Origin of the sequence: Nocardia jiangxiensis NBRC 101359, assembly GCF_000308615.1 — a bacterium.
Taxonomy (GTDB): Bacteria; Actinomycetota; Actinomycetes; order Mycobacteriales; family Mycobacteriaceae; genus Nocardia; species Nocardia jiangxiensis.
Window position 1 is genome coordinate 1 of record NZ_BAGB01000026.1, and the last position, 24,456, is coordinate 24,456.

Genomic DNA, 24,456 nt, shown 5'->3' on the forward strand with positions numbered 1-24,456 from the left:
ACTTTAAGCCTCAACCCACGGCCGTGATGCCAGAAACCCGCTCTCCACCAGCGGAGTACGGCATATCACCGGGCGTTCAGGAATGAGCGCGGCCTGCGAGTCCCGGCCGCGCTCCCGTGACCTGCCGGGGCTCGGGTGTCGTGATCGGGGTAGCGGTCGGCGGTGTGCTGCTTTCGCGCCAAGTGTGCAGCAGGCGGCGGACCTGGCGTTCGCTGCCTCGATAGCCGCGCTCGCGTAGTTCGCCCGCCAGGGTGGCGGCATTGAAGCACCCTTCCTTCCAACGTTCAGCCAGGTAGGGGGTTGTGCTTGCGGCTGTTGTTTTTCATGGGCCTGGGTTCATCAGCTTTGGGCTGAGTCGGAGCGGGTGGTGGGGCGGGATCCTCGATTCGGGGTAGCCGGGTATCTGCCGCTTCATTCCTGAGCGAGGGAATGTGAATGTATGTTCCGATGATTATACCTGCGGTCATGATTTGCTCATGTGGTCAATGCTGAGTATTCACGAAACTTGCTTGGTTTCAGGCATTTTGAGGGCAATCGGTTGACCGGGTCGGTTCCGTCGGCAGACTTGGGGAAACCGGAATGATGATTCTCATATCGTAGTGATTGGAGGGCCGGGATGACGGTCCGGGAAGAGTTCGAAGTGCGTCCGTCCGAGTGGGCGGGACGGGTGGCGGAGCTGAAGGAGCGGGCGCGCGGGCTTCGGCGGGAGCTGCCGGAGAGTGCGGCTGCGGCCGATGCCGCGAACGCCGACTCGGCGGAGAGTATGCGGCGGATCTGGGAAGCGGGGTTGTACGAGTTCCATCTGTCGTCGCGGTACGGCGGGATCACGGGGGGTGATCCAACGGTGCTGACGGAGGACTTCGCCGAGATCGTGCTGGATCTGTGTGCGGGTGATTCGGCCGCCGGGATGAACTACACGGTGCAGACGCTGGTGACCATCGAGATCTTCGGCCCGGACAGCGGCCTGCCCGAATCGACGAAGGCCGAGATGGCTCGCCTGATCACGCAGGAGGGGATCCGGTTCGTCGCCTCGAACGCCGAAACCGGTTCCGCGCGTCCGGTTCTGGGGCGCGTGGTGCCGGGCGGGATCCGGATCAGCGGGGTGAAGACGTTCAACACCAACAGCGGCGGTGGCGGCTGGGCCAACGTGGGACTGCGGATGGCGGAGGACGACCAGCCGATGAGTTATCACGCGCTGGTTCCGCTGGACGGCGAGGGTGTGACGTGCACCCACGAGTGGGACATGATGGGCCAGCGCGGTACGCACAGTCAGACCATCGAATACGACGACGTCTTCGTGCCCGACGGCTATCACTTTCCGCGGCAGGGCATGTCCGGGGCGGTGCTGTCGGCTTTGTTCCTGATGCATTCCGCGATCATGCTCGGGCCCGGATACGGCGCACTGGACGCGGCGCTGGACCATGTCAGGAAGCTGGACCGATCGACGCTGCCGGACGAATTCGACTCCGCGACAAAGGATCCCCTGGTGCGTCGACGGATCGGGGAGTACGTGTCGACCCTGGGGGCCGCGCGTGCGTATCTGCTCCGCACCGCGGCGCAGGTGTCCGCGGGCGAGGAGGATCCAGCGTTGACCATCGAGTCGTTCGCGGTCAAGGTCGCGTGTGTGTGAAGGCCGCGCTGGAGGTCACCTCGGGCATCTTCGATCTCACGGGGGCACGCAGCGCGTCGAACCGGTACCGCTTCGACCGCTTCTGGCGCAACGCCCGGACCTTCTCGCTGCACGACCCGACCGATGCCAAGGAGGTCTGGGTCGGCGACTACCACCTGACCGGGGCCGAGCCGCCGATGGTCGCGCGCTTGCGGGTGTAGCGCCCGGGTAGCCTCCATGCCATGAGCGCCGAGGGTTCGGGTGCCGCGGGTCCGCGTCCCCCGCAGCAGGAGCGGAGCCGGGAGGCGCAGCGCAAGGTGCTGGCGGCCGCCGAGGCACTCCTGCGAACCGAAGGCTCCGATGCGTTCACCATGGCGAGCGTCGCGGAACGGGCCGGTGTGTCGGTCGGTGCGGTGTATCGCCGGTTCGCGGGCCGCGAAGAGTTGCTCAACGCGGTGAAGGACCGGCTGATCGACAACCTGGAGCAGGAGCTGTCCGCGGCGCTGGCCGACGTGGACGCCGGGCTCGAAGGGGTCGTCGACGCGTTCGTCGGAGCCACCGTCCGCGGACTGTCGGCGGGGACCGATGTGTTCCCGTATCTGCTGAGCGGCAAGGGGGGCGAGGCGAAGGAGGAACGCACCGGGCGCGCGGTGTCGGTCATGCAGCGCCTGTTCCTGGACGCCGCGAGTCCGCACGTTGCGCAGGTGCGGCGTGCGGACGCCGTGACGGCGTTGACGACGGTCTTTCGCGTCGTCCTCGGTGGGTGCATTCACCGCATGCTGACCGTGCAGACCGTCCCGGACGGCATCTCCTGGCCGCGCTGGACCGAGGAGACCTCCGATATGGCGATCGCCTATCTGACCACGTCCGGTCGCAGCCGCGGGTGATGCGCGGGCCGATATCTGCTGTGAGCAGAATCGGCCCGTGCCGCGGGCGGGGTGATCGTAGGCTCGGCACATGGCCCAGCATCCGCGACTTCATGCGATCCCCGGCGGACGGGACGAACGACCCGCGCCGGATGCGGCTCGACCCGCACCGCCGCAGCAGACCGGCGAGCCGCTGTGGCGGGAGGCGCTCGGTCGAAGGCTGCGGACGCTGCGCACCGAACAGGGCGAGACGCTGGTCGAAACCGCCGGGCGCGCAGGGGTTTCGCCGCAGTATCTGTCCGAGGTCGAGCGCGGGCGCAAGGATCCCTCCAGCGAGATGATCGCCGCGCTGGCCGGCGCCCTCGGTCTCACCCTGATCGGCCTCACCGAACAGGTCGTGCGTGATCTACATCAGCAGCGCCGCACGGCATTCACGACCTCGGGCGCACGCCGTCGCACCTCGGGCCCGACGATGTATGCCCTGGCGGCGTGAACGTCGGCCCGTAGCAATGGGTTTCGAGAACTGCTGCGGCGTCCCCGGCGCGCCGTCCGGGGACGCCGGTCAGGCGACGGGGTCGAGGATTTGGTCGACCAGGCCGTAGTCGACGGCGGAGTGCGCCGTGAAGACACGGTCGCGGTCGGTGTCGTGACGGAGCGTTTCGACGTTCTGGCCGGTGTGGCGGGACAGGATGGATTCGATTTCGGCGCGCATCCGGACCAGTTCGTCGGCCTGGAGAATCAGGTCGGGGATGGCGCCCTGGCCGCGGGTGGCGGGCTGATGCAGGACGACCCGGCCGTGCGGCAGCATCGAGCGACGTCCGCTCGCACCGCCCGCGAGGAGCACCGCGCCGACCGCGATGGCCTGGCCGACGCAGGTCGTCGCGACGGGTGAGCGGATGTACTGCATGGTGTCGTACACCGCGAGCATGGCGGGCAGATCGCCGCCCTCGCAGTTGATGTAGAGGTTGATGTCCTGTCCGGGACTGTCCGCGTCCAGGTGCAGCAGTTGTGCGATGAGCGCGTTGGCAACTCCCGCATCGATCGGGGTGCCCAGGTAGACGATGCGCTCGGTGAGCAGATGGGAGTAGACGTCCATGATCCGCTCGCCGCGCGGATGCTGGGCGATGACGTTCGGAATCGTGTAGCTGGTCATGAGTGCACCTCGCTGGTCGTGGTCCGGCCGGTCACGCGTTGATCCCCACCCGTGGGCGCTGCGGGATCACCTGGTCGAAGGAGTCGACGATCCGGTCGACGAAGCCGTAATCCCTGGCCTGTTCGGCGGTGAACCAGCGGTCGTGCAGCGAATCCTCGTAGATGCGGTCGAAGGGTTGTCCGGTGTCCTCGGCGATGATGCCGAGCACCGTGTTCACCGTGTGCCGCAGATCGTCGGCCTGCACCTCGACCTCACCGGCGGTGCCGCCGATCCCGGACGAGCCCTGATGCATCAGGATCCGGGCGTGCGGCAGCGCGAGACGTCGCCCGGGGCTGCCCGCCGAGAGCAGGAATTGTCCTGCGCTGCAAGCCAATCCGAGGGCCAGCGTGGACACCTCACACGGGATGAGCCGCATGGTGTCGCGGATCGCGAGCATCGAGGGCACCGAGCCGCCGGGGGAGTGGATCCACAGGGAGACGGGTGCGCCCGGATCCTCCGCGGCGAGGGTGAGCAGTTGCGTCATCAACACGGTTCCGTTGTCGTCGTCCAGCGGACCGTCGAGTACCAGAATGCGGCGGCCGAACAGCTGTTCGCGCATCCGCCATCCGAACATCGGAGTTTTGTCGTCCTGAGCCATGTCTCCACAGTGCCGGGCGATCACCACGAAATCGCCCAACGCTGCCCAGGGCGGATCTGCTCACAGCAGCGAATACGGGACGGCCCCCTCTCGACGATGCACTCGCCGGGAAGGGGCCGTCGCTCGGATCACTCAGTGTGCGTCGAAAGCCCTTGCACGCAAGGAACGTTCGATCCCCGCCTTGCCCTCGACGACCAGGCGGCGCAGGGCCGGAGGATGGTCGCCGGCGAGGAACTTGTCGGCCACGGCGACGGCCTCGTCGGCGATCGCCCAGTGCGGGTAGAGCCCGACCACGACGGTCTGTGCGACCTCGCTGGAACGCCGCTCCCACACCGCGGGGATCTCGGCGAAGTAGCGCTCCACGTAGGGGGCGAGCAGTTCGGCCTGTCCGTTCGGTGCGAAACCACCCACGATCGCGCGGGTGGTGATGTTCGGCAGCGAATCATCGGTCAGCACCGAATCCCAGGCGCTCTGCTTGACCGCGGCCTGCGGACGCGCGGTCGCGGCGGATGCGGCCTGACGCCGACCCGCGGCGGTGGGATCACGATCCAATTCGGCGTCGATGACCGGTGTTTCGACGCCCTCGGCATCGATGACGCCGGATGCGGCCAACGCCTGCACGATTCGCCAGCGCAGATCGGTGTCGACCGCCAGACCCGGCAGGCCCGCATCCGCCGGATCGCCGGACAGCAGCGCGTGCAGCACCCCGGTGTGTGCCGGGGACAACCGCGCGACGGTGAGTGCGTTGACGAAGGCGAGCTGGTGGTCCGATCCGGCCTCGGCGGCGCGCGCCAGCTCCAGCAGCCGGTCGGCGAATTCCGGCCAGCCGGTTGCGGCGGCCCACTCCGGATCGGCGTAGCTGCTCAGCGCGGTGTTCGCCTGCATCAGAAGACGTTGCACCACACCGATTTCCGACTCCGCGCCGACGCCGCGGCGAATCAGCGCGACGAAGTCGCGGGCCCGCATCTCGGCCTGCCGGGTCATCTCCCACGCCGCCGACCAGCACAGCGTGCGCGGCAGTGATTCGGCGATATCGGCGATGCGGGCGGTGACCGTCTCCAGGGACTCCGGGTCCAGCCGCACCGAGCAGTAGGTGAGATCGTCGTCGTTGATCAGCACCAGCTTGCCGCGTTCCACGCCGACCAGTTCCGGTACGTCGGTGCGCTCGGCAGCGTCGACGTCGAGTTCGATGCGCTTGGTGCGCACCAGCTTTCCATTCTGATCGTCGTAGACGCCGATGGCCAGCCGATGCACCCGGTGCTCACCCGCGCCCGGCGCTGCGCCTTCCTGCACCACCGTGAAGGAGGTGAACTTGCCGTCGGCCACCTCGAACTCCGGGCGCAGGATGTTCAGTCCGGTGGTCTTGAGCCACTGCGCACCCCAGCCGGAAAGGTCACGGCCCGAGGACTTTTCGAGCGCGCCTACCAGATCGTCGAAGGTGGCGTTGCCGTAGGCGTGGTCGGTGAAGTAGTCCCGCAGTCCGGCCAGGAACGGTTCCCGGCCGACGTAGGCGACCAACTGCTTGAGTACCGAAGCGCCCTTGGCATAGGTGATTCCGTCGAAGTTGACCTCGACCGCGGCCAGATCCGGGATGTCCGCGGCGATCGGATGGGTGGAGGGCAACTGGTCCTGCCGGTACGCCCAGGACTTCTCCACGTTCGCGAATGTGGTCCAGGCGCTGGTGTATTCGGTCGCCGAGGTCTGGCACAGCACCGAGGCGAAGGTCGCGAACGACTCGTTCAGCCACAGGTCGTCCCACCACTTCATGGTGACCAGGTCACCGAACCACATGTGCGCCATCTCGTGCAGCACGGTCTCGCAGCGGCGCTCGTAGGAGGCGCGAGTCACCTTGGAGCGGAACACGTAATCCTCGAGGAAGGTGACCGCGCCCGCGTTCTCCATTGCGCCGGCGTTGAATTCGGGTACGAACAGCTGGTCGTACTTGCCGAAGGCATACGGCACACCGAAATTGGCGTGGTAGAAGCCGAAGCCCTGCTTGGTCTCGGTGAACAGCCGCTCGGCGTCCATGTGCTCGGCCAGCGAGGCGCGGCAGTAGATGCCGAGCGGGATGTTGCCGTGATCGTCGGTGTAGGTGTCGGTCCATTTCGCGTACGGACCGGCGATCAGCGCCACCAGGTAGGTGCTCATCTTCGGCGTGGTCGCGAAGGTGTGCCGCACCACCTCGCCGGTCTGCTGGGTATCGGTCGTCGCTCCGTTGGAGATGACCTCCCAGTCCTGCGGCGCGGTGACGGTGATGTCGTAGGTGGCCTTCAGGTCGGGCTGGTCGAAGCAGGCGAACATCCGCTTGGCATCGGCGGTTTCGAACTGCGAGTACAGGTAGACCTTGTCGTCGGTGGGGTCGACGAACCGATGCAGACCCTCACCGGTGTGCGAATATTCGGCGTCGGCCTCGACGACGAGTTCGTTGTGCTCGGCCAGGCCGGTCAGCGTGATTCCCGCGGATTCGTCGTACTCGCCGATCTCGACCGGGGCGCCGTTGAGCACCGCGGACCGCACACCGGCGCCGACGAAGTCGACGAACGTCTCCGCCCCGGGCTGCGCGGTGAACGTGACGGTGGACCGGGAGAAGAACGTCTCGCCCGTGCCCGCGGCACTCGCGTCAGGCCCGGAGGCGGCAGCTTGCGTAACCACGGAGGGCCCGCGAGTGCCGCCATCCGACACAGCGGTCGGCTCACCCGTCAGATCGAGTTCGACGCGATAGTTCTCCACGGTGATCGTCGCGGCCCGTGCGATCGCCTGCTCACGGGTGAGGTTCGGTGCGGACAAGGAGACTCCTTCGCTGGTCGGAGAACTGTGCCGGACAGTCCGCTCGCTCCGGTCCGTGGAGCGGGCAGCACCGTCGGCTCGGTGCGTCGTGCGGTCCACAGCCCGCGCCGCCGACCGGGATCACCTGTCGTGCACGGGTGCGAATGCAACGTTGCCCAGAATGCCACGTCGCGGGAGAGCGGGGTGTGCACATGCCCGCGACCGGCGACGGTGTGCGCCTCGGTAGGCTGTGCGACGTCCGCGCCGCTCGGTGCCGAGCGCGCATGGTCGGCCATCGGGTGTATCACCGGCGCGCATACGAGGAGGACAGTTGAAGCACATCCACGCGGGTAAGGTGCGCGATCTGTACGAGGACGGCGATTCGCTGATCCTGGTCGCCTCGGACCGGGTCTCGGTCTACGACGTGGTGTTGCCGACGCCGATCCCCGACAAGGGCGCGCTGCTGACCCAGCTGTCGAACTGGTGGTTCGACCACCTGTCCGGCATCCCCAATCACGTGCTCTCGACGACGGATGTGCCCGCGGAGTTCGCCGGACGCGCGGTCCGGGTGAAACCGTTGAAGATGGTACAGGTGGAATGCATTGCCCGCGGCTACCTGTCGGGCTCGGGCCTGAAGGAGTACCAGAGCACCGGTTCGGTCTCGGGCATCGCGCTGCCGCCGGGCCTGCGCGAGGGCGATCGGCTGCCCGAGCCGATCTTCACCCCGAGCACCAAGGCCGCGGTGGGGCACGACGAGCCGATCACCTTCGACGACGTCGTCGCCCGGGAGGGCCGCGAGGTGGCCGAGCGCCTGCGCGAGCTGACCCTGGAGATCTACTCGCGCGGCGCGGCCCACGCCGCCGAACGCGGTGTGATCATCGCCGATACGAAGGTCGAATTCGGCTGGGACGCAGACGTTCTCACCCTCGGTGACGAGGTCCTCACCTCGGACTCCTCACGCTACTGGCCCGCCGCTACGTGGCAGCCCGGCCGTCCCCAGCCCTCCTTCGACAAACAGTTCGTCCGTGACTGGTCCACCTCCACCGGCTGGAACAAGGAGTACCCGGGCCCGGAGATCCCGGACGACATCGTCGCCGCCACCCGCAAGAAGTACCAGGAAGCGTACGAACTCATCACCGGAAAAACCTGGACCTCGCCCGTCGCCTGATCGACCTAGGGGCGACAGTCACAGGGGGCAATCTGGGGGCGGCGAGACCTCCCGACGGGCCTTCGGTGACGATCGGATACAGCACCCGCGGGATCGATTCCCGTCGGTGTTGCTTATCGGTCGAGTTCGACCTGCACGCCTGCGATTTCGACCGGAGTCTCGATCGGTTTGGTGATGGTGGTCCGATAGCCGTCGGCGGTCGGTGTGGTGTTCAACGTCCACACAGCACGCTCCTGGTCGACGATCAAATACTCGGGAACTCCGGCCGAGGCGTAGATGCGTGTCTTGTCCACGTAGTCGGTTTCCTGGCTGCTCTGCGAGACGACTTCGACGAAGGCGAGTGCTTTCGAGGCGTGCAACTCGGCGTTCTTGTAGAAAAGGCCGAAGTCGGGTGCTTTGTCATGCTCGCCGGTTCCTGGGATCTTGACATCGGAGGTGGTGCGAAGGTTCGGGGCATTCAGCCGGATGCAGAAGTCGATATCGGAGATGATCCGCCAGCGCTCGGGCCGTTGCGGCGACACGATGATTACCTCCCCCTGTGCGTCGGCCCGGAACCCTTCGGGCACATCCATTCCCGCTGCGAGCTCGACCAGCTCATCATGCAAACTCGTTCGAACTCCTGATGTCGCTTGCGATGACCTCCCCATCGGGAGCTTACCGGAACTCGCCTCCGACCTGGGTGGCGTCGATGCCGGGTCCTGCCTCGGCGGCGATCACGGAATCATTCCAGGGTTCGGCCGCCGGACGGGTGCGGAGTTCCGTGCCATCGGCTTGATCGCCGCGCGGACTCGCCGGTGGTTCGGGTGTGTTGAAAAAGGTTTCGGCGCAACGTTATTGCCGGAGTTGGGCGGCGCGCAGGAGTAGGTAGTCACGTTCGGGGGTGCTGGTGGTGCGGCGGGCCGCGGCGGTGTAGCAGGCGATGGCCTCGGGGCGGTCACCTGCCATTTCGTGGAGGTGGCCTCGGACTGCGTCGAGGCGGTGACTGGTCGACAGGGCGGGTTCCAGGTCGGTGGTCAGGGCCAGGGCTGCGGCGGGGCCGTGCACCATGGCCGTGGCCACCGCGCGGTTCAGGGTGATCATGGGGTTCGGGGTGAGCGCTGCCAATTTGGTGTACAGCAACAGGATTCGGGGCCAGTCGGTGTCCTCGGCTCGGCGGGCCTGGGCGTGCAGGGCCGCGATCGCGGCTTGCAGGCGATAGGGGCCGTCGAGGCCGGTGGTGATGGCCGTGGTGGCCAGGCGGATGCCCTCGGTGAGCTGGGTGCGGTTCCAGCGGGTCCGGTCCTGTTCGGGGAGGGGGACGAGTTCCCCGCCGGGACCGGTGCGGGCCGCGCGGCGGGCGTCGGTGAGCAGCATCAGGGCCAGCAGGGCGGTGACCTCGGGGTCGTCGGGGCGCAGGCGCTGGGCGATTCGGGTCAGCCGGATCGCCTCGGCGGCCAGGTCGGCGCGGTGCACGGCTGCGCCCGCGGAGGCGGTGTGGCCCTCGGTGAACATCAGGTACAGCACGTGCAGGACCGAGTCGCGCCGATCGGCCCATGCGGCGGTCTCGGTTCGCTCCGAGGAGGCGAACGGGCGTTCCAGCGTCGCGAGACGTTTCTTCGCCCGCGAAATCCGTTGCGCCATCGTTGGTTCCGGAATCAGGAAAGCGTGGGCGATCTCCTCGGTGGTGAGGCCGCCCACCGCGCGCAGGGTCAATGCGATCGCGCTCGCGGGTGACAGCGCGGGATGGCAGCACAGCAGCAACAGGGTGAGCGTGTCCTCGCGTGCGGGCTCGATATCGCTGGGCGGCTGCACCTCTCGCGTCGCGGCGGTGACCTCGCGGTTGCGCCGGGCGATGTCGGACCGGACCGCATCGGCCATCCGGCGCTGCGCGACCTGGATCAACCAGGCCCGGGGATTGTCCGGCAGACCCGTCCGGGGCCACTGCATCGTGGCCGCCAGCATCGCCTCCTGCACCGCATCCTCGGCGGCGTCGAAGTCCCCGAACCGCCGCGCCAGCACCCCGAGCACCGTCGGCGCCACCTCTCGGAGCAGGTAAGCGATCTCCATGTCCCGCTCACCCGCTCCGGTACGACCCGATCCGGTGGCCGTATCGGCATGCGGGGCCGGTGCCTCCGCCTGTTCGGTCACATCACGGTCCGGTGGACTGCTGTCGACCGGTGGACTCTCGGATTCCGTCGCGGCGGAGAATGATTCGATCACGAGTCGGCGGCGGGGGCGTCCATGACCTGACGGACCTCGATGCGTTCGCCGATGGGTTTGCCGCCCGGACCGGGAGCGGCCGAGGCCTGCGCGGCGATCTCGATGGCGCGGTCGGGGGTGTCGACGTCGACGATCCAGTATCCGGCCAGGAATTCCTTGGTCTCGGGGAACGGTCCGTCGGTCACCACCGGCGCCGAGCGGCCGTCGGAGCTGACCACCTGCGCCTGATCCGGATAGGCCAGGCCCTGGGCGTCGACGAGTTCACCGGAGTCGCGCAGCTGTTCGCCCAGCATCCGCTGGAACTCGATGTGCGCGGCGATCTCCTGTGGCGTCCACTCGGTGATCGGGGTGTCGCAGTATTCGGCGGGCGCATAGGTCTTCAGCAGCATGTATTTCACGGTCGGCTCCTGTGTTTCGTCGGCCGCTGCTCCGCTTCGGCAGGCATACGGTCCGCATCGGTTGTCTGCTGTGAGGTCGGAGCTGGGGGCGAAGAATTATCGCATCGGCGTAGTGACTTGCATCACAACGTCGTGGAGGTGTCGGCCAGACGCCGACGATCGACCGGATCGCCGGTCCGGATGAGTTCCTTGATGCGGTCGGTGACATCCCAGACGTTGACGTTCATCCCGGCCAGCACCCGATCGCGGGAGTCCAACCAGAAGGCGACGAATTCGCGGGCTGCGGTGTCGCCGCGCACCACGAGGGTGGTTTCCTGGTCCGGGCCGACGTAGCCGGTGTACTCCATGCCGAGGTCGTACTGATCGGTGAAGAAGTACGGAACCCGGTCGTAGACCGCCGGAGTGCCCAGCATGGTCTGCGCCGCCACCGTGGGCTGATTGAGTGCGGTGGCCCAGTGCTCCACCCGAATCCGCCGGCCCAGCACCGGATGCTGCTGATCGGCGATATCGCCGACGGCGACGATATCCGGATCGCTCGTGGCCAGGGATTCGTCGACCAGGACCCCGCCCTCGACGGCGAGTCCGGCATCGGCGGCCAGATCGGTATTGGGCCGCGCACCCACGGCGACGAGCACCGCATCGGCCTCGAAGACGGTGTCGTCGTCGAGCCGGACTCCGGTGGCGCGACCCTGATCGGTGACGATCTCGGTGACCCGGACCCCGCAGCGCAGATCCACTCCGTGCGCGCGATGCAGATCGGCGAACACCTGACCCATTTCCGGGCCGAGTGCGGCACGCAGCGGAACCGACGCGGTCTCCAGGATCGTCACCTCGACGTTCGCCGCGCGGGCGGCCGCGGTGACCTCCAGGCCGATCCAGCCCGCGCCGATCACCGCCAGCCGCCGGGCCGAGTCGAACAACTCGATCAGCGCATCGGAATCCTCGATGGTCCGTAGGTGGTAGACGCCCTGGGCGTCGGCCCCGGCGAGCGGCAGCCGACGCGGGCGCGATCCGGTGGCCAGGGCGAGCTTGTCGTAGGGCAGGGTCGAACCATCCGGCAGCGCAACGGTTTTCGACGCACGATCGATTCCGGCAACGGTGGTGCCCAGCATCACCGCGACATCGTGATCGCTGTACCACTGCGCGGGTTGTACCGTGAAATCGGCCAGCGCCTGCTTGCCCAGCAGATGTTCCTTGGACAGCGGCGGCCGCTCGTACGGCAGATGATCCTCCGCGGCGATCAGGGTCAGCGCACCGGTGAAATCGCCGGCACGCAAATTCTCGGCGATCTTTGCCGCGGCGAGCCCGCCGCCGACGATGACGAACCTGGAATCTGTGCTCATGCGAACCCTCCGTGCGACGGTGACCAGGTCGTCTCCGACCCTACTGCGGCCCGCCGACACGGTCGGGAAATATCCGGAACTTTCCGTGGTTGATCAGAATTGACGGTGGGAGTGCACCACCGCCCCGAACTTTCGAGAGGACTGCGACGTGACCGATGTGACGACCGGCGCCAAGGACCGGGTGGACTTCTGGTTCGATCCGCTGTGCCCGTGGTGCTGGATCACCTCCCGCTGGATTCTGGAGGTGGAGAAGGTCCGCGATATCGAGGCGCGATTCCACGTGATGAGCCTGGCGGTGCTCAACGAGGGACGTGAGGGCCTGCCCGAACGGTATGTGGAACTGATGAAGTCCGCCTGGGGACCGGTGCGCGTGGCCATCGCCGCCGCACAGAAGCACGGTGACGAGGTGCTCGCCCCGCTCTACACCGCGATGGGCACCCGCATCCACAACCGCAAGGACGAGTACGAGCGCGAGGACCGCGCCGAGACGTTCGCCCTGGTTGTCGCGGAGTCTCTCGCCGAGGTCGGGCTGCCCGCGGAACTGGCGGAGGCCGCCACCAGCACCGACTACGACGAGGCGCTGCGCGAGAGCCATCACGCCGGGATGGACAAGGTCGGCCCCGACGTGGGCACCCCCACCATCCACATCAACGACGTGGCCTTCTTCGGCCCGGTGATCTCCCGCATCCCGCGCGGCGAGGAGGCCGGGAAGGTCTGGGACGGCGCGGTGGCCCTGGCCTCCTACCCGCACTTCTTCGAACTCAAGCGGACCCGGACCGAAGGTCCGGAATTCGACTGAATCACCCTGGGGCGCACCGTGATCCGGTGCGCCCCAGCGATCGTCGGCGGATTCCGGGCGATCAGCGGACGTTGCTCGGAATCTCGGTGTAGTGCCCCGGCGGCGGATAGCCGGGCAGCTGAGCACCGTTGTGCTGCACCGGATCCGGTGCGCTGGGCCGCAGGAACAGCCTGCCGTGGCGGCTGCGGTCGCGCAGTGCCCAGATCCGCCAGGTCAGTACGGGATGCGAGGACATCGCGTTGGCCACCCAGATGAAGAAACCCTTCTCCCGCGGGGCCCGATCCGCCATCTCGTTGATGTCGACCAGCGAGTTCAGATACTTTCCGGCGGCCAGCACGCGCATCGCGCCGGGTGCGCCCATGTGCCGATTGCAGTAGCCGTGATTGTCCGCGGTGTACTCCTGGGTGCGGATCAGCGCGTTGCCCAGGATCGGCAGGAACGGCGCCAGGAACATGCCGAGATTGCGCCAGTACGAGGTGTGTCCGGCGGCGATGTGGCCGACCTCGTGGCCGATGATGAACGCGAGCGCGTCGGGGTCGCGGGCCTGGCCGCCGACCTCGAACATATCGCTGTACACGCAGACGAAGCGGCGGAAACCGTGCCCGGAGGCGAAGGCGTTGATCTGACCGTTGCCCAGCACCACGTAGGCGTCGGGCACGGTGGGCATGCCGTAGCGCGCGGCCGCCTCGACCACCATCCGGTAGCCCTCGGGGAACTGGGTCGGCGACATCTGCACCGCGTTGACCCGCTGCATCGCGTAATTCGCGCCGCGGCCGAACCACAGCAGGATCGGCGCGGCCAGGAATGCCAGCGTGTAGTCGTTGATCACGCCGAGCAGCACCAGCATCAGGGTCACGACATAGGCGAGCACGGTCACCGCGATCACGACGATCAGCATCGGGATCTCCCAGCTGTGCCGCGCGGGCATGCCGTACGGCGACAGTCCCCGGGCCTGCTGCACCATCGGCGGCTGCGGCGGCGTGTACGGCGTCTGCGGGGACCAGCCGGGCGGACCCAGGCGTGGATCCCAGCCGGACATGCCGGTGACCGGATTCCAGCCCGGTGGTTGCTGCGGTGGTGGCGGCGGCAGTTGGTCCTCGGGCTGCATGGCCTGAACTCTATAGAAATCCGCCGTCGGCCCCGCGTCGGAGCGGTGCGAGGGGCCTGACACAATCGCTGCCATGCGCGTATACCTGGGTGCCGACCATGCCGGCTTCGAGCTGAAGAATCACATCAGAGATCACCTGAAGCAGGCCGGACACGAAGTGGTCGACTGCGGCGCACACGAATACGATGCCGCCGACGACTACCCGGCCTTCTGCATCGATGCCGCGCGGCGCGTGGTCGCCGACGAGGGCAGCCTCGGCATCGTGCTGGGCGGTAGCGGAAACGGCGAGCAGATCGCCGCGAACAAGGTGCCCGGCGCGCGCTGCGCCCTGGCCTGGAGTGTGGAGACCGCGCAGCTGGCCCGCCAGCACAACAACGCTCAGCTGATGGGTATCGGCGGCCGGATGCACCCGCTGCCCGAGGCGCTGGCGATCGTCGACGCCTTCCTGGCCACCCCGTGGTCGGACGAGCCGCGGCACCAGCGTCGCATCGATATCATCTCCGAGTACGAGAAGACGGGGAAGGCGCCGGAGGTCTCCGCCGGCTGATCGCACCACCAGGAGTCGATCGCACCCCGTCCACGGAGCTCGACGGGGTGTGGTCGTCTGTGGTGAGTGTCATCGGTCGCGGGGCAAGGATGAGGTGAGGACGGGTCATGCCGGAGGGGCATACGCTGCATCGGCTGGCGAAGCTGCATCATCAGCGGTTCGCCGGGGGAGTGGTGCGGGTGTCCAGTCCGCAGGGCCGCTTCGCCGAGGGGGCCGCGCTGGTGGACGGCCGGACGCTCGTGCGCGCCGAGGCCTGGGGGAAACATCTACTGCACCACTATGATTCGGGCGTGGCCGTGCATGTGCACCTCGGCTTGTACGGGACCTTCACCGAATCGGCCGGGCCACCGGGTGATCCGGTGGGACAGGTGCGAATGCGGATGGTCGGTGCCGGTCGCGCCGATGCGCAGCTGTACGGCGCGGATCTGCGCGGCCCGACCGCCTGCGAGGTGCTGCACCAGCCGGAGGTCGCGGCGCTGACCGCGCGACTGGGTCCGGATCCGTTGCGCCGCAACGCCGATCCCTCGCCGGCCCGGGATCGCATCCGACGTTCGGCTCGTCCGCTGGGTGCGTTGCTGATGGATCAGAAGGTGCTGGCCGGAGTCGGCAACGTCTATCGCGCGGAATTGCTTTTCCGCCACGGGATTTCACCGCATCGGCCGGGCCGTGAGCTGAGCCCGGCCGAATGGGACGAGCTGTGGGCCGATCTGGTCGAGCTGATGCGGGTCGGGGTGCGGCGCGGCAAGATCGTCGTCGTACGCCGCGAACACGACCACGGCGCACCGTCATACACCGAGGGGAAGCCTCGCACCTACGTCTATCGCCGGGCCGGAGATCCCTGTCGCCTGTGCGGTTCGACCGTCCTGCATTCGGTGCTGGACGGCCGGAATCTGTTCTGGTGCCCGTCCTGTCAGCCCAGCTGACAGGACGCAATCACGTCGCCTGCGGGCGATTCGATCAGTGCGGGGCCCGGGTGGTGAGAGCCAGCGCCCGGCCGCGTTCGCTGATCTGCCAGCAACCCTTGTAGGGGATGGCGACGATCAGACCACGGGCCTGTAAGCGCGCTAGTGCATTCCGAGTGCTCCATCCGGTGAGCTGTGCCTGGCGCTGGATCTGCACCGCCGACAGCAGCCCGCCGGGACGCAGGATGCTCAGCACCACCGACTGTGCTGCCTGGCCGAACCTCATGGCTTCTCCTCGAAATGATCGAATTCCGAAAGATGTAGGCAGAGCCCTGAATTCACTGGAATCGCGCGGGTTACACTTACCAGGGTAATTATCGACATCAGCTGCTGTCAACAGCGTGTGATGTCAACATCTGCCCGGTGAAATTGTTGTGAGAGGACACACATGCCGAACGCCACCGAGGAGCCCGGCAAGGGCGAGTCACGGCGTTGGCGGGGACAGGATCCCGCCGACCGCATCGCCACCCGACGTCGGCAGCTGCTCGACGCCGGACTGGAGCTGATGGGGACCATCGGGGCAGCGGAGATGTCGATGCGCGCGGTCTGTCGCGCGGCGGGCCTGACCGAGCGGTATTTCTACGAGAGCTTCACGAATCTGGACGCGCTGCAACTGGCCATCCTGGACGAGGTCGTGCTCGGTGCCCGCGATCGGCTGCTCACCGCGCTGGCCGACGCCCCGCCCCAGCCGGACAAGGTTTTCGCGCATGTGGTGACCCGTTTCACCGACTACATGGACGAGGACCCGCGACGCGGCCGGATCATGTTCGTGGAGTCCCAGGCGACCATGGCGCTGGGTGAACGAGGCAATCAGCTCATCGTCGAATTCACCGCGCCGATCGCGATGAGTCTGGCCGGCGGCGAGCGGAAGAGGAATCCGCCGGACGAGGTCGATATCCGGCTCAACGCGCACGCCATCTTCGGTGCGCTGGCCTTCCTGTACCGGCCCTGGCTCGACGGTGCGCTGGACATCTCCCGCGACAGATTCGACCGGCACGCGACGAGCGCGATCACCGAACTCGCGCGGGCGCGGTCGTCCTCGCCGGGGCGGCTCCCCGCGGGAAAGTAGTCGACGGGCTTCGGGCGAACGCGCTCAGAAGCTGCCGTCGAATCCGCCGCCGCCCCAATCGCCGCCGTCGAATCCGCCACCGTCCCAGCCGCTGCCGTCGAATCCGCCGCCCTGGTCGTAACCACCTTGGTCGTAGCCGCCCTGGTCGAATCCGCCATTGTCGTAACCGGATTGGTCGTAACCGCCCTGAAAGTCCTGTCCGGCGGCGAAGCCGTCGTCGTAGCCCGAGCCGTAGCCGCCCTCGAATCCGGCGGCGTCGTACCCCACACCCGACATGCCGTGGAAGAGGGTGTCGAACAGCAGGACCGAGCCCACGCCCCAGGCTCCGGCCACCAGCGCGGTCTTCCACCACGGTTCGGAGTACCACCCGGCCGGGACCGGTCGTCCGGCGACGCGGCCGCCCGGATAGTAGTTCGGCGTCCGCGCCGACGGTATGGGCGAGGCCTGGACGCTGCGGCCGTCGAAGTCGACCGTGCGATCCTCCGAGACCCGCCCCGCGGAGCGCTGCCCGTCGAGTTCGGGAATCGGCGGGCCCGGATCCAGCTCCATCGCGGTCCGCGCGGCCCGCACGTAGTAGAGCCCTTCCACGGCGGTCTCCTTCGCCAGGTGGGCCTGGGCGACGGTGGTCGCCTGCTCGATCTGCGATCCGGCGGCGTTGAGCCGCTCACCGGCATCGGCGAGAGCTTGTTTGGATGCCTGATCGGTGCCCGTGAGGTTGTAGACCTGCCCGCCGAGACGCTCGATCAGCCGACGGGCGTCGGCCTTGGCGTCGGCGAGCTGGGTCGCTTGATGACCGCGGGCGGTATTGCGACCGGCGAAGTTCATCACCAGGAAGACCGCGAGGACGACGACCAGGATGACCAGGAGTATCACCACGTCGTCCAGCGTACGCGGATTCGATTGCCGCCCGGTTGCTGTTATCCGGCGACGGCCACGTCGTAGGGCAGTTCCGCGAGGATGGGCGTGCCCGGTTCGGACTCCTCGTCCTCCGGCTCGGACACCGCGAATCGCCGCTTACCTGCGGTTTTCGCCGAATACATGGCTCGGTCGGCGCTGCGCAGCAGGTCGGAGAAATCACAGGCCCGTCCGGGCGGGCAGTACGCGGTGCCGACACTCGCCGACACCGGAACCGGGCCCGAGGCGGTGGGAACCGGATCGTTCAACGCGGCCAGCACGCGCATGGCCACCTCGCCGAGGGTGTTGCGCCGGGCCGAGAGCGCGAGCACGAATTCGTCGCCGCCGTACCGGCAGACCACCGTGTCCTGCGGACAGGTGATGCGCAGTCGACGCGAAATCTCCACCAGCACTTCGTCTCCGACGCTGTGCCCGTATCCGTCGTTGATCTGCTTGAAGTCGTCCACGTCGATCAGCAGCAGGCCGACGCCGCGCGAACGGTCCGCGGCCATCAGGCGCACCCGTTCCTGCAACAGCGAGCGGTTGGCCAGATCGGTGAGTGCGTCGTGGGTGGCCTCGTGCCGGAGTTGGTGGTGCAGCTCAGCGATCTCCTGGACCCGGACCGAGACCCGCTCCTCGAGATTGGCCTCCTGCTGCGCGAGGGCCTGCTGCTGCAGCGCCTCGGCGTAGCTCTCGATGGCATGACTGGCCACGAGTGGCCAGCGGGTGGCCACGAGCGAACCGGGATATCCCGGCGCGAAGCCGAGCAGGGCGCGACTGGCGGGAGCGAGCATGCGGGTGCGATCGAACGGCGCCTCGGCCAGCCGTCGCCCGATGCCGCGGGCCGGCCGGACCGGGAACGGCTCCGAACGCGCCAGATCGAGCAGTTCGTTGATGAGCGAGGCGAACACCCGCTGGAGATGTTCGGGCTGCACCGTGAGCCCACTGCTGGGATAGACCGCGGAGACCCAGTACCGGGACGTCGTGGTGACCGCGGCGGCGGTCACCGGATCGATGTCGGCGAGCATGGCGCTCACCCCGTACAGACGTCACGGGGCGCGCCGGGCGCGCCGACTGTGCTCTCCGGACCGAAACCCTCCGGGTCGTGCCTACTGCTATGCGGTCCGCTCCACCGAACTCGGTGCATGCTCACCGCCCCCTTTCCAGATACCCCCGTCCGGCAAAAAGGATCCTAGCAAGCCACCCGACTCCGAAAAATGCTGTTTTCCAACCTCTTCCGGAATTCGGCGAATGGCAACGCGTAGGTCATCGCGGCGAGAGCTGCGGCGTTACAGCCGCCCCCAGCGTGTCGTCCGCGACGCGCCGAAACAGCCCGACCTACCTCGGCGAATCTTGATGTGACATGTGTCTCGCTCGCTTTGGGCGCGTTCACCTCGCGACCGTCCCACGCGGGCCGATATCGGCGGCGCGTCAGCGCGCCCGGCAGGGCGATTGGCATTTCCGAAGTGAGGTTCGGTACAGTCTCAGGCGCAGACGACATCGAGGCGATCCCGTCGGTGTCGTGTGCCTGCGGGTGTAGTTCAATGGTAGAACCTCAGCCTTCCAAGCTGATGGTGCGGGTTCGATTCCCGTCACCCGCTCTGGCGGTCCGCTGTGACCCCTCCGGGATGTAGCGCAGCTTGGTAGCGCATCCGCTTTGGGAGCGGAGGGTCGCAGGTTCAAATCCTGTCATCCCGACTGTAATTTCTTGTTGTTCAACGAGATCCGGTCGCATCGGACTCCGCTCCCCGTTCGGGTGTCGCCATCTCCGGTTGATGCTGCGGTGTCGGTGCTTCCGCCGTCGGTCCCCACAAACCCGCCGCATCCAATGCCGCGGCGGTGATTTCACGGCCTCCCGCGATGACGTCCGCGGCACGGTGGAAGTCCAGGGTGCGGCAGATCGAGCGGGGTATTTCGATCAGCAGGTCCGGGGGTTGGGCGGCGAGTTGGTGGCGGGTCAGGGCGGCTTGCATGACGTCGAGGGAACGGTTGAGCAGGTCGACGCGGCCCAGTCTCGGGGCGGCGGGGGAGGTTTCGGCGACTCGGTGATGCGGTTCGCCGATGATCTGCGGAGTTCCGCCGAAGCGGCCGATGATGGTCGAGGTCATCTGGGCGGCGCCGCGGCGGATGCGGTCCACCCATTCGTCGATCGCGCCGGGTTCCTTGGGAGCGGCCGCGTCGCGTGGGGTTTCGGGAATCGGATCGTTGCCGGTCAGGCTGACGCCGATGGTGATGTCGGCGTCCTGGATGGCCAGGGTCGGGACCACCGGCAGCGGGTCGAGGATGCCGCCGTCGGCCAGCACCCGGTCGCCGATCACCAGGGGTGAGATGACCCCGGGGATCGCGATGGACGCGCGGATGGCGGTCTCGACCGGACCGTGCTGGAACCACACCGAGCGGCCGCTGGTCAGATCGGTCGCGACGGCAGTGTAGGGGATCGGGAGTTCCTCGATGACGGTGTCGCCCAGGATCTCCCGGATGCGGCCCAGGATCTTCGCCGCGCGGATCGCCCCCGGCTCGGAGAACGACGGATCGAGCAGGCGCACCACCTCGAGCTGATTCAACGTGGTCGCCCAGTCCGCGTAGTCCTCCAGTTTCCCGGCAGCGAACACACCGCCCACCAAGGCGCCCATCGAGGATCCGGCCACACCGGCGATCTCGAACCCGCGTGCCTGCAACTCCCGGATGACGCCCACGTGCGCGTACCCCCGGGCGCCACCGCTGCCCAGGGCGAGGATCACTCGCTTCGGTCCGGCCATCACCTCATCGTAGGGTGGTCGGCGTGGCCGACTTCGACAATGCGCCGGGTGGCGAGGCGATCACGCAGGTTGCCTGGGTGGTGACCGATATCGCCGCGACCGAACGATTTCTGAGCGCCTGCTTCGGTGTGCGGGCCTGGACCCGCATGCCGGATGTGCACTTCGGTCCCGAAACCTGTTCGTACCGTGGTGAACCCGCGGATTTCACCGCGCACATCGGGCTGTCCTACCGCGGTGCGGTGCAATTGGAGCTGATCCAGCCGGTGCGCGGGGTGTCGATCTACTCCGAATTCCTCGACCGGTCCGGCCCCGGATTGCATCACATCTGTTCCGAGCCGACGGATTTCGATGCGGCGGTGGCGGCCGCGTCCGCACAGGGCATCGAGATCGTGCAGCAGGGCGATATGTTCGGTGAGATGCGCTTCGCCTATCTCGACGGGGCGGCGGCGGGGGTGCCGTTCGTGGAGATCGCCGAGATCGGTCCGAATATGCGCAGGATGTTCGAGCGGATCCGCCAGGAATCCTGAGCATCCAGGCAGCGACCTGAGCATGAAATATAGACTCCGAACATGAAATTCAGCGCCGGAGTCCTGCTGTTCCGCCGTACCTCGGGGATCGAAGTGCTGCTCGGGCACATGGGCGGGCCGCTGTGGGCGCGCAAGGATCTGAAGGCCTGGTCGATTCCCAAGGGCGAATACGATCCGGAAACCGAGGCCGCGCAGGCAGCGGCGCGCCGGGAGTTCACCGAGGAACTGGGACTGCCGGTGCCCGACGGGGAATGGGTAGAACTCGGCGAGGTCCGGTACGGCAGCGGCCGCAGCAAGAAGGAGGTCACCGTCTGGGCGGTCGAGGCGAATCTCGATACCGCGCAGGTGAATCCGGGCAGGTTCGAGATGGAGTGGCCGCCGCGGTCGGGCCGGATGCAGCAGTTCCCGGAGATCGATCGCGCCGAATGGTTCGATACCGCCACCGCACACGAGAAACTCGGCGTGGGTCAGCGTCCCTACTTGGACCGCCTCGCCGAACATCTCGCGGCCCGCTGACGCGCCCGTAGGAAATGCCCAGTCGGCATGCAGGAAGCTCCCAGCTTCGCTCGGTAGAGATAGGTCGGTGACCACTGTATTCCGGCGCACCCGCGCAATGCTGGGGCGTCGAGTATCGGCGGTCCCGCTGCGTATCGTGCTGGTCGTCGCCATGGTGAGCCTGGCCGGAGTCGTGTTGGCCGCCTCCGGATTCGCGGTGACCTCCGCCTTGTCGAAATCCCTGACCGATCGCACCGACGAGCAGTTGTTCGACGCGGCGCACACCTGGGCTCGGCCCACACCGATGAAGCTGATCAGCACCGGCGAGGGCGAGATGACGTGGGTTCCCGCCGATGCGACCGCCCCGCCGCCCAAACTCGGCTCGGCCGACCAACCGCACCGCTTCTTCGAGCTGCGTCGCGGTCCGGAGGGTGAGCTGTATCGCATTCAGCCCGACAAGACCTCCTCGATGCCGAAACTGTCGGGGCTCACAGCGCACACTCCGGTGACGGTCCCTTCCTCGGACGGTTCGGACACCGACTGGCGAGTTCTGGTGACCACCAACACACATGGGTCCACCATCATCGGTCTGCCGCTCACCGACAACGTCGACACCGTCTCCAAACTGATCGGATTCGAGATCGCCACCAGCGTGGGTGCGCTGGTTCTGCTCGGCGCGGGCGGCTATCTGGTGGTGCGGCGCAGTCTGCGCCCGCTGAGTCAGGTGGAGGAGACCGCGGCTGCGATCGCCGGGGGTGATCTGAGCCGTCGTGTGCCGGTGCGTGACGTGGATACCGAGGTCGATCACCTGGCTCGTTCGCTCAACGTGATGCTCACCCAGATCCAGCACGGCGTCACCGCGACCGAGGCGTCGGAGGAGGCCGCGCGACGTTCGGAGGCCAAGATGCGGCAGTTCGTCGCCGACGCCAGTCACGAACTGCGCACCCCGTTGACGACCATCCGGGGATTCGCCGAACTGTATCGCCAGGGCGCGAGCCAGGATCCGGCGCTGGTGCTCGAACGTATCGAGGCCGAGGCCGGGCGGATGGGTCTGCTGGTCGAGGATCTGCTGATGCTGGCCCGGATGGACGCGCAGCGTCCGCTGGAATCGGTGCCGGTGGACCTGCTCGCGCTGGCCGGTGACGTGGTGCACGGTGCACAGGCGATGGCCGCCAAGCAGGACGGCCCGGATCACCCTGTGGCACTGGACATCCGGTCCGGTCCGGGCACGCTGGAGGTGCCCGGCGACGCCGCGCGGCTGCGTCAGGTGCTGGCCAATCTGGTCGGCAATGCGATGGCGCACACGCCGCCCGGTACGCCGGTGACGGTGCGGCTGACGCCCGGCGAGGATGCGGTGCGGCTCGAGGTCGGCGACAAGGGCCCGGGGCTGTCGCCCGAGGCGGCCGCGCGGGTATTCGAGCGGTTCTATCGCACCGACACCTCGCGCGCGCGGGCCAGCGGCGGCAGCGGACTGGGTCTGTCGATCGTGCAGGCGTTGGTGGCCGCGCACGGCGGCACGGTGGCGGTGGACAGTGCGCCGGGCGAGGGTGCGACGTTCACCGTCGTGCTGCCGCGTACCCGTCCGAAGTAGTCGCAGGCCGGTGGCGAATCGGGGCTCCCAGCGATCTCGCAGCTCCGATCCAGTGCTCACCAAGGCTGACCGGAGAATCTTGGTGACATGACCGAGACTTCGACCGTTACCGCTTCGAACCGCAGGGGCGCGGCGGTGGCGCGCCCGGTGAGCCCGGAGGAGGCAGCTTGCGTAACCACGCAGGGCTCTCGGAAGCGCCACGATGCGGCACTGCCCGCGCCCGTTCTGGATGTGGTTGTTCCCGTTTACAACGAGGAACGTGATCTCGGCGTCTGCGTGCGCCGTCTGCACGAATTTCTCAGCGACGGGTTCCCGTTCAGTGCGCGGATCACCATCGCCGACAACGCGTCCACCGATGCCACTCTCGATGTCGCGAACTACCTCGCGGCCGAGTTGGACGGCGTCCGGGTGGTGCATCTGGACCGCAAGGGGCGCGGCCGGGCGCTGCGGGCGGTCTGGGAGGCATCGGACGCGCAGGTCGTCGCCTATATGGACGTCGACCTGTCCACCGACCTCAACGGACTGCTGCCGCTGGTCGCACCGCTGGTGTCCGGACATTCGGATCTGGCGATCGGCACGCGGCTGGCGAAGTCCTCGCGCGTGGTGCGCGGGCCCAAGCGGGAATTCATCTCGCGTTGCTACAACCTGATCCTGAAGGCGTCGCTGCAGGCGCGGTTCTCCGATGCGCAGTGCGGTTTCAAGGCCATGCGCACCGACGTGGCGCGCAAGCTGCTGCCGTTGGTGCAGGACGGCGAATGGTTCTTCGATACCGAGCTGCTGGTCCTGGCCGAACGCGCCGGACTGCGGATTCACGAGGTTCCGGTGGACTGGATCGATGATCCGAACTCCAGCGTGAACATCGTGGACACCGCGCGCAAGGATCTGGAAGGTGTCTGGCGGGTCAGCAAGGGCCTGGCCAAGGGGACGTTGCCGGTGAACGAGCTGCGCGCGGCCATCGGACGCGAACCGCTGATGGACGGTGTGCCGCTGGGCATGGTCGGGCAGCTGGTGCGATTCGGCATCATCGGGGTCGTCTCGACGCTGGCCTACATGCTGCTGTATCTGGTGTTGCAGCCGCTGGCCGGCGCGCAGGCGGCGAACTTCCTGGCCTTGCTGATCACCGCCGTCGGTAATACCGCGGCCAATCGGGCCTTCACATTCGGTGTGCGCGGCTCGACCAAGGCCGTTTCGCACCAGGTCCAGGGTCTGCTGATCTTCGCGTTCACCTGGTTCCTGACCAGTGGTTCGCTGTTCGCGCTGCACCACTGGGCTCCCGCGTCGGCCGTACACCTGCAGTTGTTCGTGCTGGTGGTCGCGAATCTGGTCGCCACGCTGATCCGCTTCGTCGCGCTGCGCTGGGTGTTTCGCAACGCGGTTCCCGCCGACGCGATCCGCAACGAGCAGGTCGCGAGCGAGATGGTCGCCGCCGAGCCGGCCGCCCCGCAGGCCGCCACGGCCGAGATGGCGCTGGCCTCCCAGGGCGAGCGGCTCTGCGCCGACTAGTCACCCGATCGGTCAGCACTGTGGCCGGGATCCCGTCGGATCCCGGCCACAGTCGTGTCCGGG

The 24,456-nt window shown here is 67.5% G+C and carries 25 protein-coding genes and 2 tRNA genes; 15 read left to right on the plus strand and 12 right to left on the minus strand.

All coding sequences use genetic code 11. From position 1 onward, the window contains the following. Window positions 1-616 precede the first annotated feature (616 nt). The 4 genes from ON40_RS55425 to ON40_RS08030 all read left to right on the plus strand — a co-directional run bounded on the left by ON40_RS55425 (window position 617) and on the right by ON40_RS08030 (window position 2,968). Window positions 617-1,630, plus strand: coding sequence for an acyl-CoA dehydrogenase family protein (locus tag ON40_RS55425; RefSeq protein WP_051192829.1), 1,014 nt, complete (start codon window positions 617-619; stop codon window positions 1,628-1,630). Then, complete coding sequence (locus ON40_RS55430; protein WP_051192830.1) at window positions 1,627-1,830, plus strand: hypothetical protein; 204 nt, start codon at window positions 1,627-1,629, stop codon at window positions 1,828-1,830. Before ON40_RS55425 ends, ON40_RS55430 begins: the two co-directional genes overlap by 4 nt. Window positions 1,831-1,851: 21 nt before the next feature. Then, complete coding sequence (locus tag ON40_RS08025) at window positions 1,852-2,496, plus strand: TetR/AcrR family transcriptional regulator (RefSeq protein WP_040820205.1); 645 nt, start codon at window positions 1,852-1,854, stop codon at window positions 2,494-2,496. 70 nt (window positions 2,497-2,566) lie between these two features. Further along, the gene (locus ON40_RS08030) at window positions 2,567-2,968 is read left to right on the plus strand and encodes a helix-turn-helix domain-containing protein (protein ID WP_040820208.1); all 402 of its coding nucleotides are present in this window, start codon (window positions 2,567-2,569) and stop codon (window positions 2,966-2,968) included. A gap of 69 nt (window positions 2,969-3,037) precedes the next feature. On the opposite strand, the gene ON40_RS08035 is transcribed toward ON40_RS08030, so the two are convergent. From ON40_RS08035 to pepN, 3 genes are all read right to left on the minus strand, one after another. Further along, window positions 3,038-3,628 carry a ClpP family protease gene (locus ON40_RS08035; RefSeq protein ID WP_040820211.1) on the minus strand — a complete coding sequence of 197 codons (591 nt, stop codon included), beginning with the start codon at window positions 3,626-3,628 and terminating at the stop codon, window positions 3,038-3,040. Window positions 3,629-3,659: 31 nt separating this feature from the next. Next, window positions 3,660-4,265: a ClpP family protease gene (locus ON40_RS08040; protein ID WP_040820348.1), complete on the minus strand. Its 606-nt coding sequence runs from the start codon at window positions 4,263-4,265 to the stop codon at window positions 3,660-3,662. 132 nt (window positions 4,266-4,397) lie between these two features. Then, window positions 4,398-7,052 (minus strand): aminopeptidase N, encoded by a 2,655-nt coding sequence (pepN, locus tag ON40_RS08045; protein ID WP_040820213.1) that lies wholly within the window; start codon window positions 7,050-7,052, stop codon window positions 4,398-4,400. Window positions 7,053-7,362: 310 nt separating this feature from the next. On the opposite strand from pepN, the gene ON40_RS08050 reads away from it, so the two are divergent. Beyond that, on the plus strand, window positions 7,363-8,199 hold the full coding sequence (locus ON40_RS08050) for a phosphoribosylaminoimidazolesuccinocarboxamide synthase (protein ID WP_040820215.1): 837 nt from the start codon (window positions 7,363-7,365) through the stop codon (window positions 8,197-8,199). Window positions 8,200-8,312: 113 nt separating this feature from the next. On the opposite strand, the gene ON40_RS08055 is transcribed toward ON40_RS08050, so the two are convergent. From ON40_RS08055 to ON40_RS08070, 4 genes are all read right to left on the minus strand, one after another. Continuing rightward, on the minus strand, window positions 8,313-8,804 hold the full coding sequence (locus tag ON40_RS08055; protein ID WP_040820217.1) for a Uma2 family endonuclease: 492 nt from the start codon (window positions 8,802-8,804) through the stop codon (window positions 8,313-8,315). A gap of 226 nt (window positions 8,805-9,030) precedes the next feature. Continuing rightward, window positions 9,031-10,245, minus strand: coding sequence for an RNA polymerase sigma factor (locus tag ON40_RS08060; protein ID WP_040820350.1), 1,215 nt, complete (start codon window positions 10,243-10,245; stop codon window positions 9,031-9,033). A 149-nt stretch (window positions 10,246-10,394) separates the two neighbouring features. Beyond that, a complete protein-coding gene (locus ON40_RS08065; protein WP_174435014.1) occupies window positions 10,395-10,796 on the minus strand; it encodes a YciI family protein in 402 nt (133 codons plus the stop codon). A 122-nt stretch (window positions 10,797-10,918) separates the two neighbouring features. Next, the gene (locus ON40_RS08070) at window positions 10,919-12,139 is read right to left on the minus strand and encodes an NAD(P)/FAD-dependent oxidoreductase (RefSeq protein ID WP_040820219.1); all 1,221 of its coding nucleotides are present in this window, start codon (window positions 12,137-12,139) and stop codon (window positions 10,919-10,921) included. A gap of 157 nt (window positions 12,140-12,296) precedes the next feature. On the opposite strand from ON40_RS08070, the gene ON40_RS08075 reads away from it, so the two are divergent. Beyond that, complete coding sequence (locus ON40_RS08075; RefSeq protein WP_040820355.1) at window positions 12,297-12,938, plus strand: mycothiol-dependent nitroreductase Rv2466c family protein; 642 nt, start codon at window positions 12,297-12,299, stop codon at window positions 12,936-12,938. A gap of 61 nt (window positions 12,939-12,999) precedes the next feature. Here the strand turns inward: ON40_RS08075 and ON40_RS08080 are convergent, their stop codons facing one another. Then, a complete protein-coding gene (locus tag ON40_RS08080; RefSeq protein WP_040820221.1) occupies window positions 13,000-14,046 on the minus strand; it encodes a M48 family metallopeptidase in 1,047 nt (348 codons plus the stop codon). Between the two features lie 73 nt (window positions 14,047-14,119). Between ON40_RS08080 and ON40_RS08085 the strand changes: the two genes are divergently transcribed. Together ON40_RS08085 and ON40_RS08090 are read left to right on the plus strand one after the other, a co-directional pair. Further along, complete coding sequence (locus ON40_RS08085; protein ID WP_040820225.1) at window positions 14,120-14,593, plus strand: ribose-5-phosphate isomerase; 474 nt, start codon at window positions 14,120-14,122, stop codon at window positions 14,591-14,593. Window positions 14,594-14,700: 107 nt separating this feature from the next. Continuing rightward, window positions 14,701-15,516, plus strand: a complete 816-nt coding sequence (locus ON40_RS08090; RefSeq protein ID WP_040820227.1) for an Fpg/Nei family DNA glycosylase — start codon at window positions 14,701-14,703, stop codon at window positions 15,514-15,516. Between the two features lie 34 nt (window positions 15,517-15,550). Here ON40_RS08090 and ON40_RS08095 read toward each other — a convergent pair whose 3' ends face one another. Further along, on the minus strand, window positions 15,551-15,781 hold the full coding sequence (locus ON40_RS08095) for a helix-turn-helix domain-containing protein (RefSeq protein WP_040820228.1): 231 nt from the start codon (window positions 15,779-15,781) through the stop codon (window positions 15,551-15,553). A 162-nt stretch (window positions 15,782-15,943) separates the two neighbouring features. Between ON40_RS08095 and ON40_RS08100 the strand changes: the two genes are divergently transcribed. Further along, window positions 15,944-16,624 carry a TetR/AcrR family transcriptional regulator gene (locus ON40_RS08100; protein ID WP_040820231.1) on the plus strand — a complete coding sequence of 227 codons (681 nt, stop codon included), beginning with the start codon at window positions 15,944-15,946 and terminating at the stop codon, window positions 16,622-16,624. Between the two features lie 24 nt (window positions 16,625-16,648). Here the strand turns inward: ON40_RS08100 and ON40_RS08105 are convergent, their stop codons facing one another. Further along, window positions 16,649-17,449, minus strand: a complete 801-nt coding sequence (locus ON40_RS08105; RefSeq protein WP_085997672.1) for a GA module-containing protein — start codon at window positions 17,447-17,449, stop codon at window positions 16,649-16,651. 92 nt (window positions 17,450-17,541) lie between these two features. Continuing rightward, window positions 17,542-18,546 carry a GGDEF domain-containing protein gene (locus ON40_RS08110; protein ID WP_040820357.1) on the minus strand — a complete coding sequence of 335 codons (1,005 nt, stop codon included), beginning with the start codon at window positions 18,544-18,546 and terminating at the stop codon, window positions 17,542-17,544. Between the two features lie 502 nt (window positions 18,547-19,048). Between ON40_RS08110 and ON40_RS08115 the strand changes: the two genes are divergently transcribed. Both ON40_RS08115 and ON40_RS08120 read left to right on the plus strand, forming a co-directional pair. Then, a tRNA-Gly gene (locus ON40_RS08115) sits at window positions 19,049-19,119 on the plus strand. Between the two features lie 23 nt (window positions 19,120-19,142). Continuing rightward, window positions 19,143-19,216, plus strand: a tRNA-Pro gene (locus ON40_RS08120). Window positions 19,217-19,233: 17 nt separating this feature from the next. Here ON40_RS08120 and ON40_RS08125 read toward each other — a convergent pair. After that, window positions 19,234-20,277 (minus strand): patatin-like phospholipase family protein, encoded by a 1,044-nt coding sequence (locus tag ON40_RS08125; RefSeq protein WP_051192831.1) that lies wholly within the window; start codon window positions 20,275-20,277, stop codon window positions 19,234-19,236. A 23-nt stretch (window positions 20,278-20,300) separates the two neighbouring features. On the opposite strand from ON40_RS08125, the gene ON40_RS08130 reads away from it, so the two are divergent. The 4 genes from ON40_RS08130 (at window position 20,301) to ON40_RS08145 (ending at window position 24,393) form a co-directional block, all read left to right on the plus strand. Next, window positions 20,301-20,804, plus strand: coding sequence for a VOC family protein (locus ON40_RS08130; RefSeq protein WP_051192838.1), 504 nt, complete (start codon window positions 20,301-20,303; stop codon window positions 20,802-20,804). Window positions 20,805-20,846: 42 nt separating this feature from the next. After that, entirely contained in the window at window positions 20,847-21,320 is a 474-nt protein-coding gene (locus ON40_RS08135) for an NUDIX hydrolase (RefSeq protein WP_040820235.1), read from the plus strand. 151 nt (window positions 21,321-21,471) lie between these two features. Next, on the plus strand, window positions 21,472-22,890 hold the full coding sequence (locus ON40_RS08140) for a sensor histidine kinase (RefSeq protein WP_444543722.1): 1,419 nt from the start codon (window positions 21,472-21,474) through the stop codon (window positions 22,888-22,890). Window positions 22,891-22,977: 87 nt separating this feature from the next. Further along, window positions 22,978-24,393 (plus strand): bifunctional glycosyltransferase family 2/GtrA family protein, encoded by a 1,416-nt coding sequence (locus ON40_RS08145; protein WP_083895488.1) that lies wholly within the window; start codon window positions 22,978-22,980, stop codon window positions 24,391-24,393. The last annotated feature ends 63 nt before the right edge of the window (window positions 24,394-24,456 follow it).

Excerpts from the sequence above, each read along its gene's own strand:
- ON40_RS08085 (WP_040820225.1), top strand. The coding sequence starts at position 14,120 with ATGCGCGTATACCTGGGTGCCGACCATGCCGGCTTCGAGCTGAAGAAT.
- ON40_RS08080 (WP_040820221.1), bottom strand. The coding sequence starts at position 14,046 with ATGCAGCCCGAGGACCAACTGCCGCCGCCACCACCGCAGCAACCACCG.
- ON40_RS08095 (WP_040820228.1), bottom strand. The coding sequence starts at position 15,781 with ATGAGGTTCGGCCAGGCAGCACAGTCGGTGGTGCTGAGCATCCTGCGT.
- ON40_RS08030 (WP_040820208.1), top strand. The coding sequence starts at position 2,567 with ATGGCCCAGCATCCGCGACTTCATGCGATCCCCGGCGGACGGGACGAA.
- ON40_RS08145 (WP_083895488.1), top strand. The coding sequence starts at position 22,978 with ATGACCGAGACTTCGACCGTTACCGCTTCGAACCGCAGGGGCGCGGCG.
- ON40_RS08070 (WP_040820219.1), bottom strand. The coding sequence starts at position 12,139 with ATGAGCACAGATTCCAGGTTCGTCATCGTCGGCGGCGGGCTCGCCGCG.
- ON40_RS08040 (WP_040820348.1), bottom strand. The coding sequence starts at position 4,265 with ATGGCTCAGGACGACAAAACTCCGATGTTCGGATGGCGGATGCGCGAA.
- ON40_RS08090 (WP_040820227.1), top strand. The coding sequence starts at position 14,701 with ATGCCGGAGGGGCATACGCTGCATCGGCTGGCGAAGCTGCATCATCAG.
- ON40_RS08025 (WP_040820205.1), top strand. The coding sequence starts at position 1,852 with ATGAGCGCCGAGGGTTCGGGTGCCGCGGGTCCGCGTCCCCCGCAGCAG.
- ON40_RS08035 (WP_040820211.1), bottom strand. The coding sequence starts at position 3,628 with ATGACCAGCTACACGATTCCGAACGTCATCGCCCAGCATCCGCGCGGC.
- ON40_RS08110 (WP_040820357.1), bottom strand. The coding sequence starts at position 18,546 with ATGCTCGCCGACATCGATCCGGTGACCGCCGCCGCGGTCACCACGACG.
- ON40_RS08135 (WP_040820235.1), top strand. The coding sequence starts at position 20,847 with ATGAAATTCAGCGCCGGAGTCCTGCTGTTCCGCCGTACCTCGGGGATC.
- ON40_RS55425 (WP_051192829.1), top strand. The coding sequence starts at position 617 with ATGACGGTCCGGGAAGAGTTCGAAGTGCGTCCGTCCGAGTGGGCGGGA.
- ON40_RS08140 (WP_444543722.1), top strand. The coding sequence starts at position 21,472 with ATGGTGAGCCTGGCCGGAGTCGTGTTGGCCGCCTCCGGATTCGCGGTG.
- ON40_RS08100 (WP_040820231.1), top strand. The coding sequence starts at position 15,944 with ATGCCGAACGCCACCGAGGAGCCCGGCAAGGGCGAGTCACGGCGTTGG.
- ON40_RS08125 (WP_051192831.1), bottom strand. The coding sequence starts at position 20,277 with ATGGCCGGACCGAAGCGAGTGATCCTCGCCCTGGGCAGCGGTGGCGCC.
- ON40_RS08060 (WP_040820350.1), bottom strand. The coding sequence starts at position 10,245 with ATGGAGATCGCTTACCTGCTCCGAGAGGTGGCGCCGACGGTGCTCGGG.
- ON40_RS08105 (WP_085997672.1), bottom strand. The coding sequence starts at position 17,449 with ATGAACTTCGCCGGTCGCAATACCGCCCGCGGTCATCAAGCGACCCAG.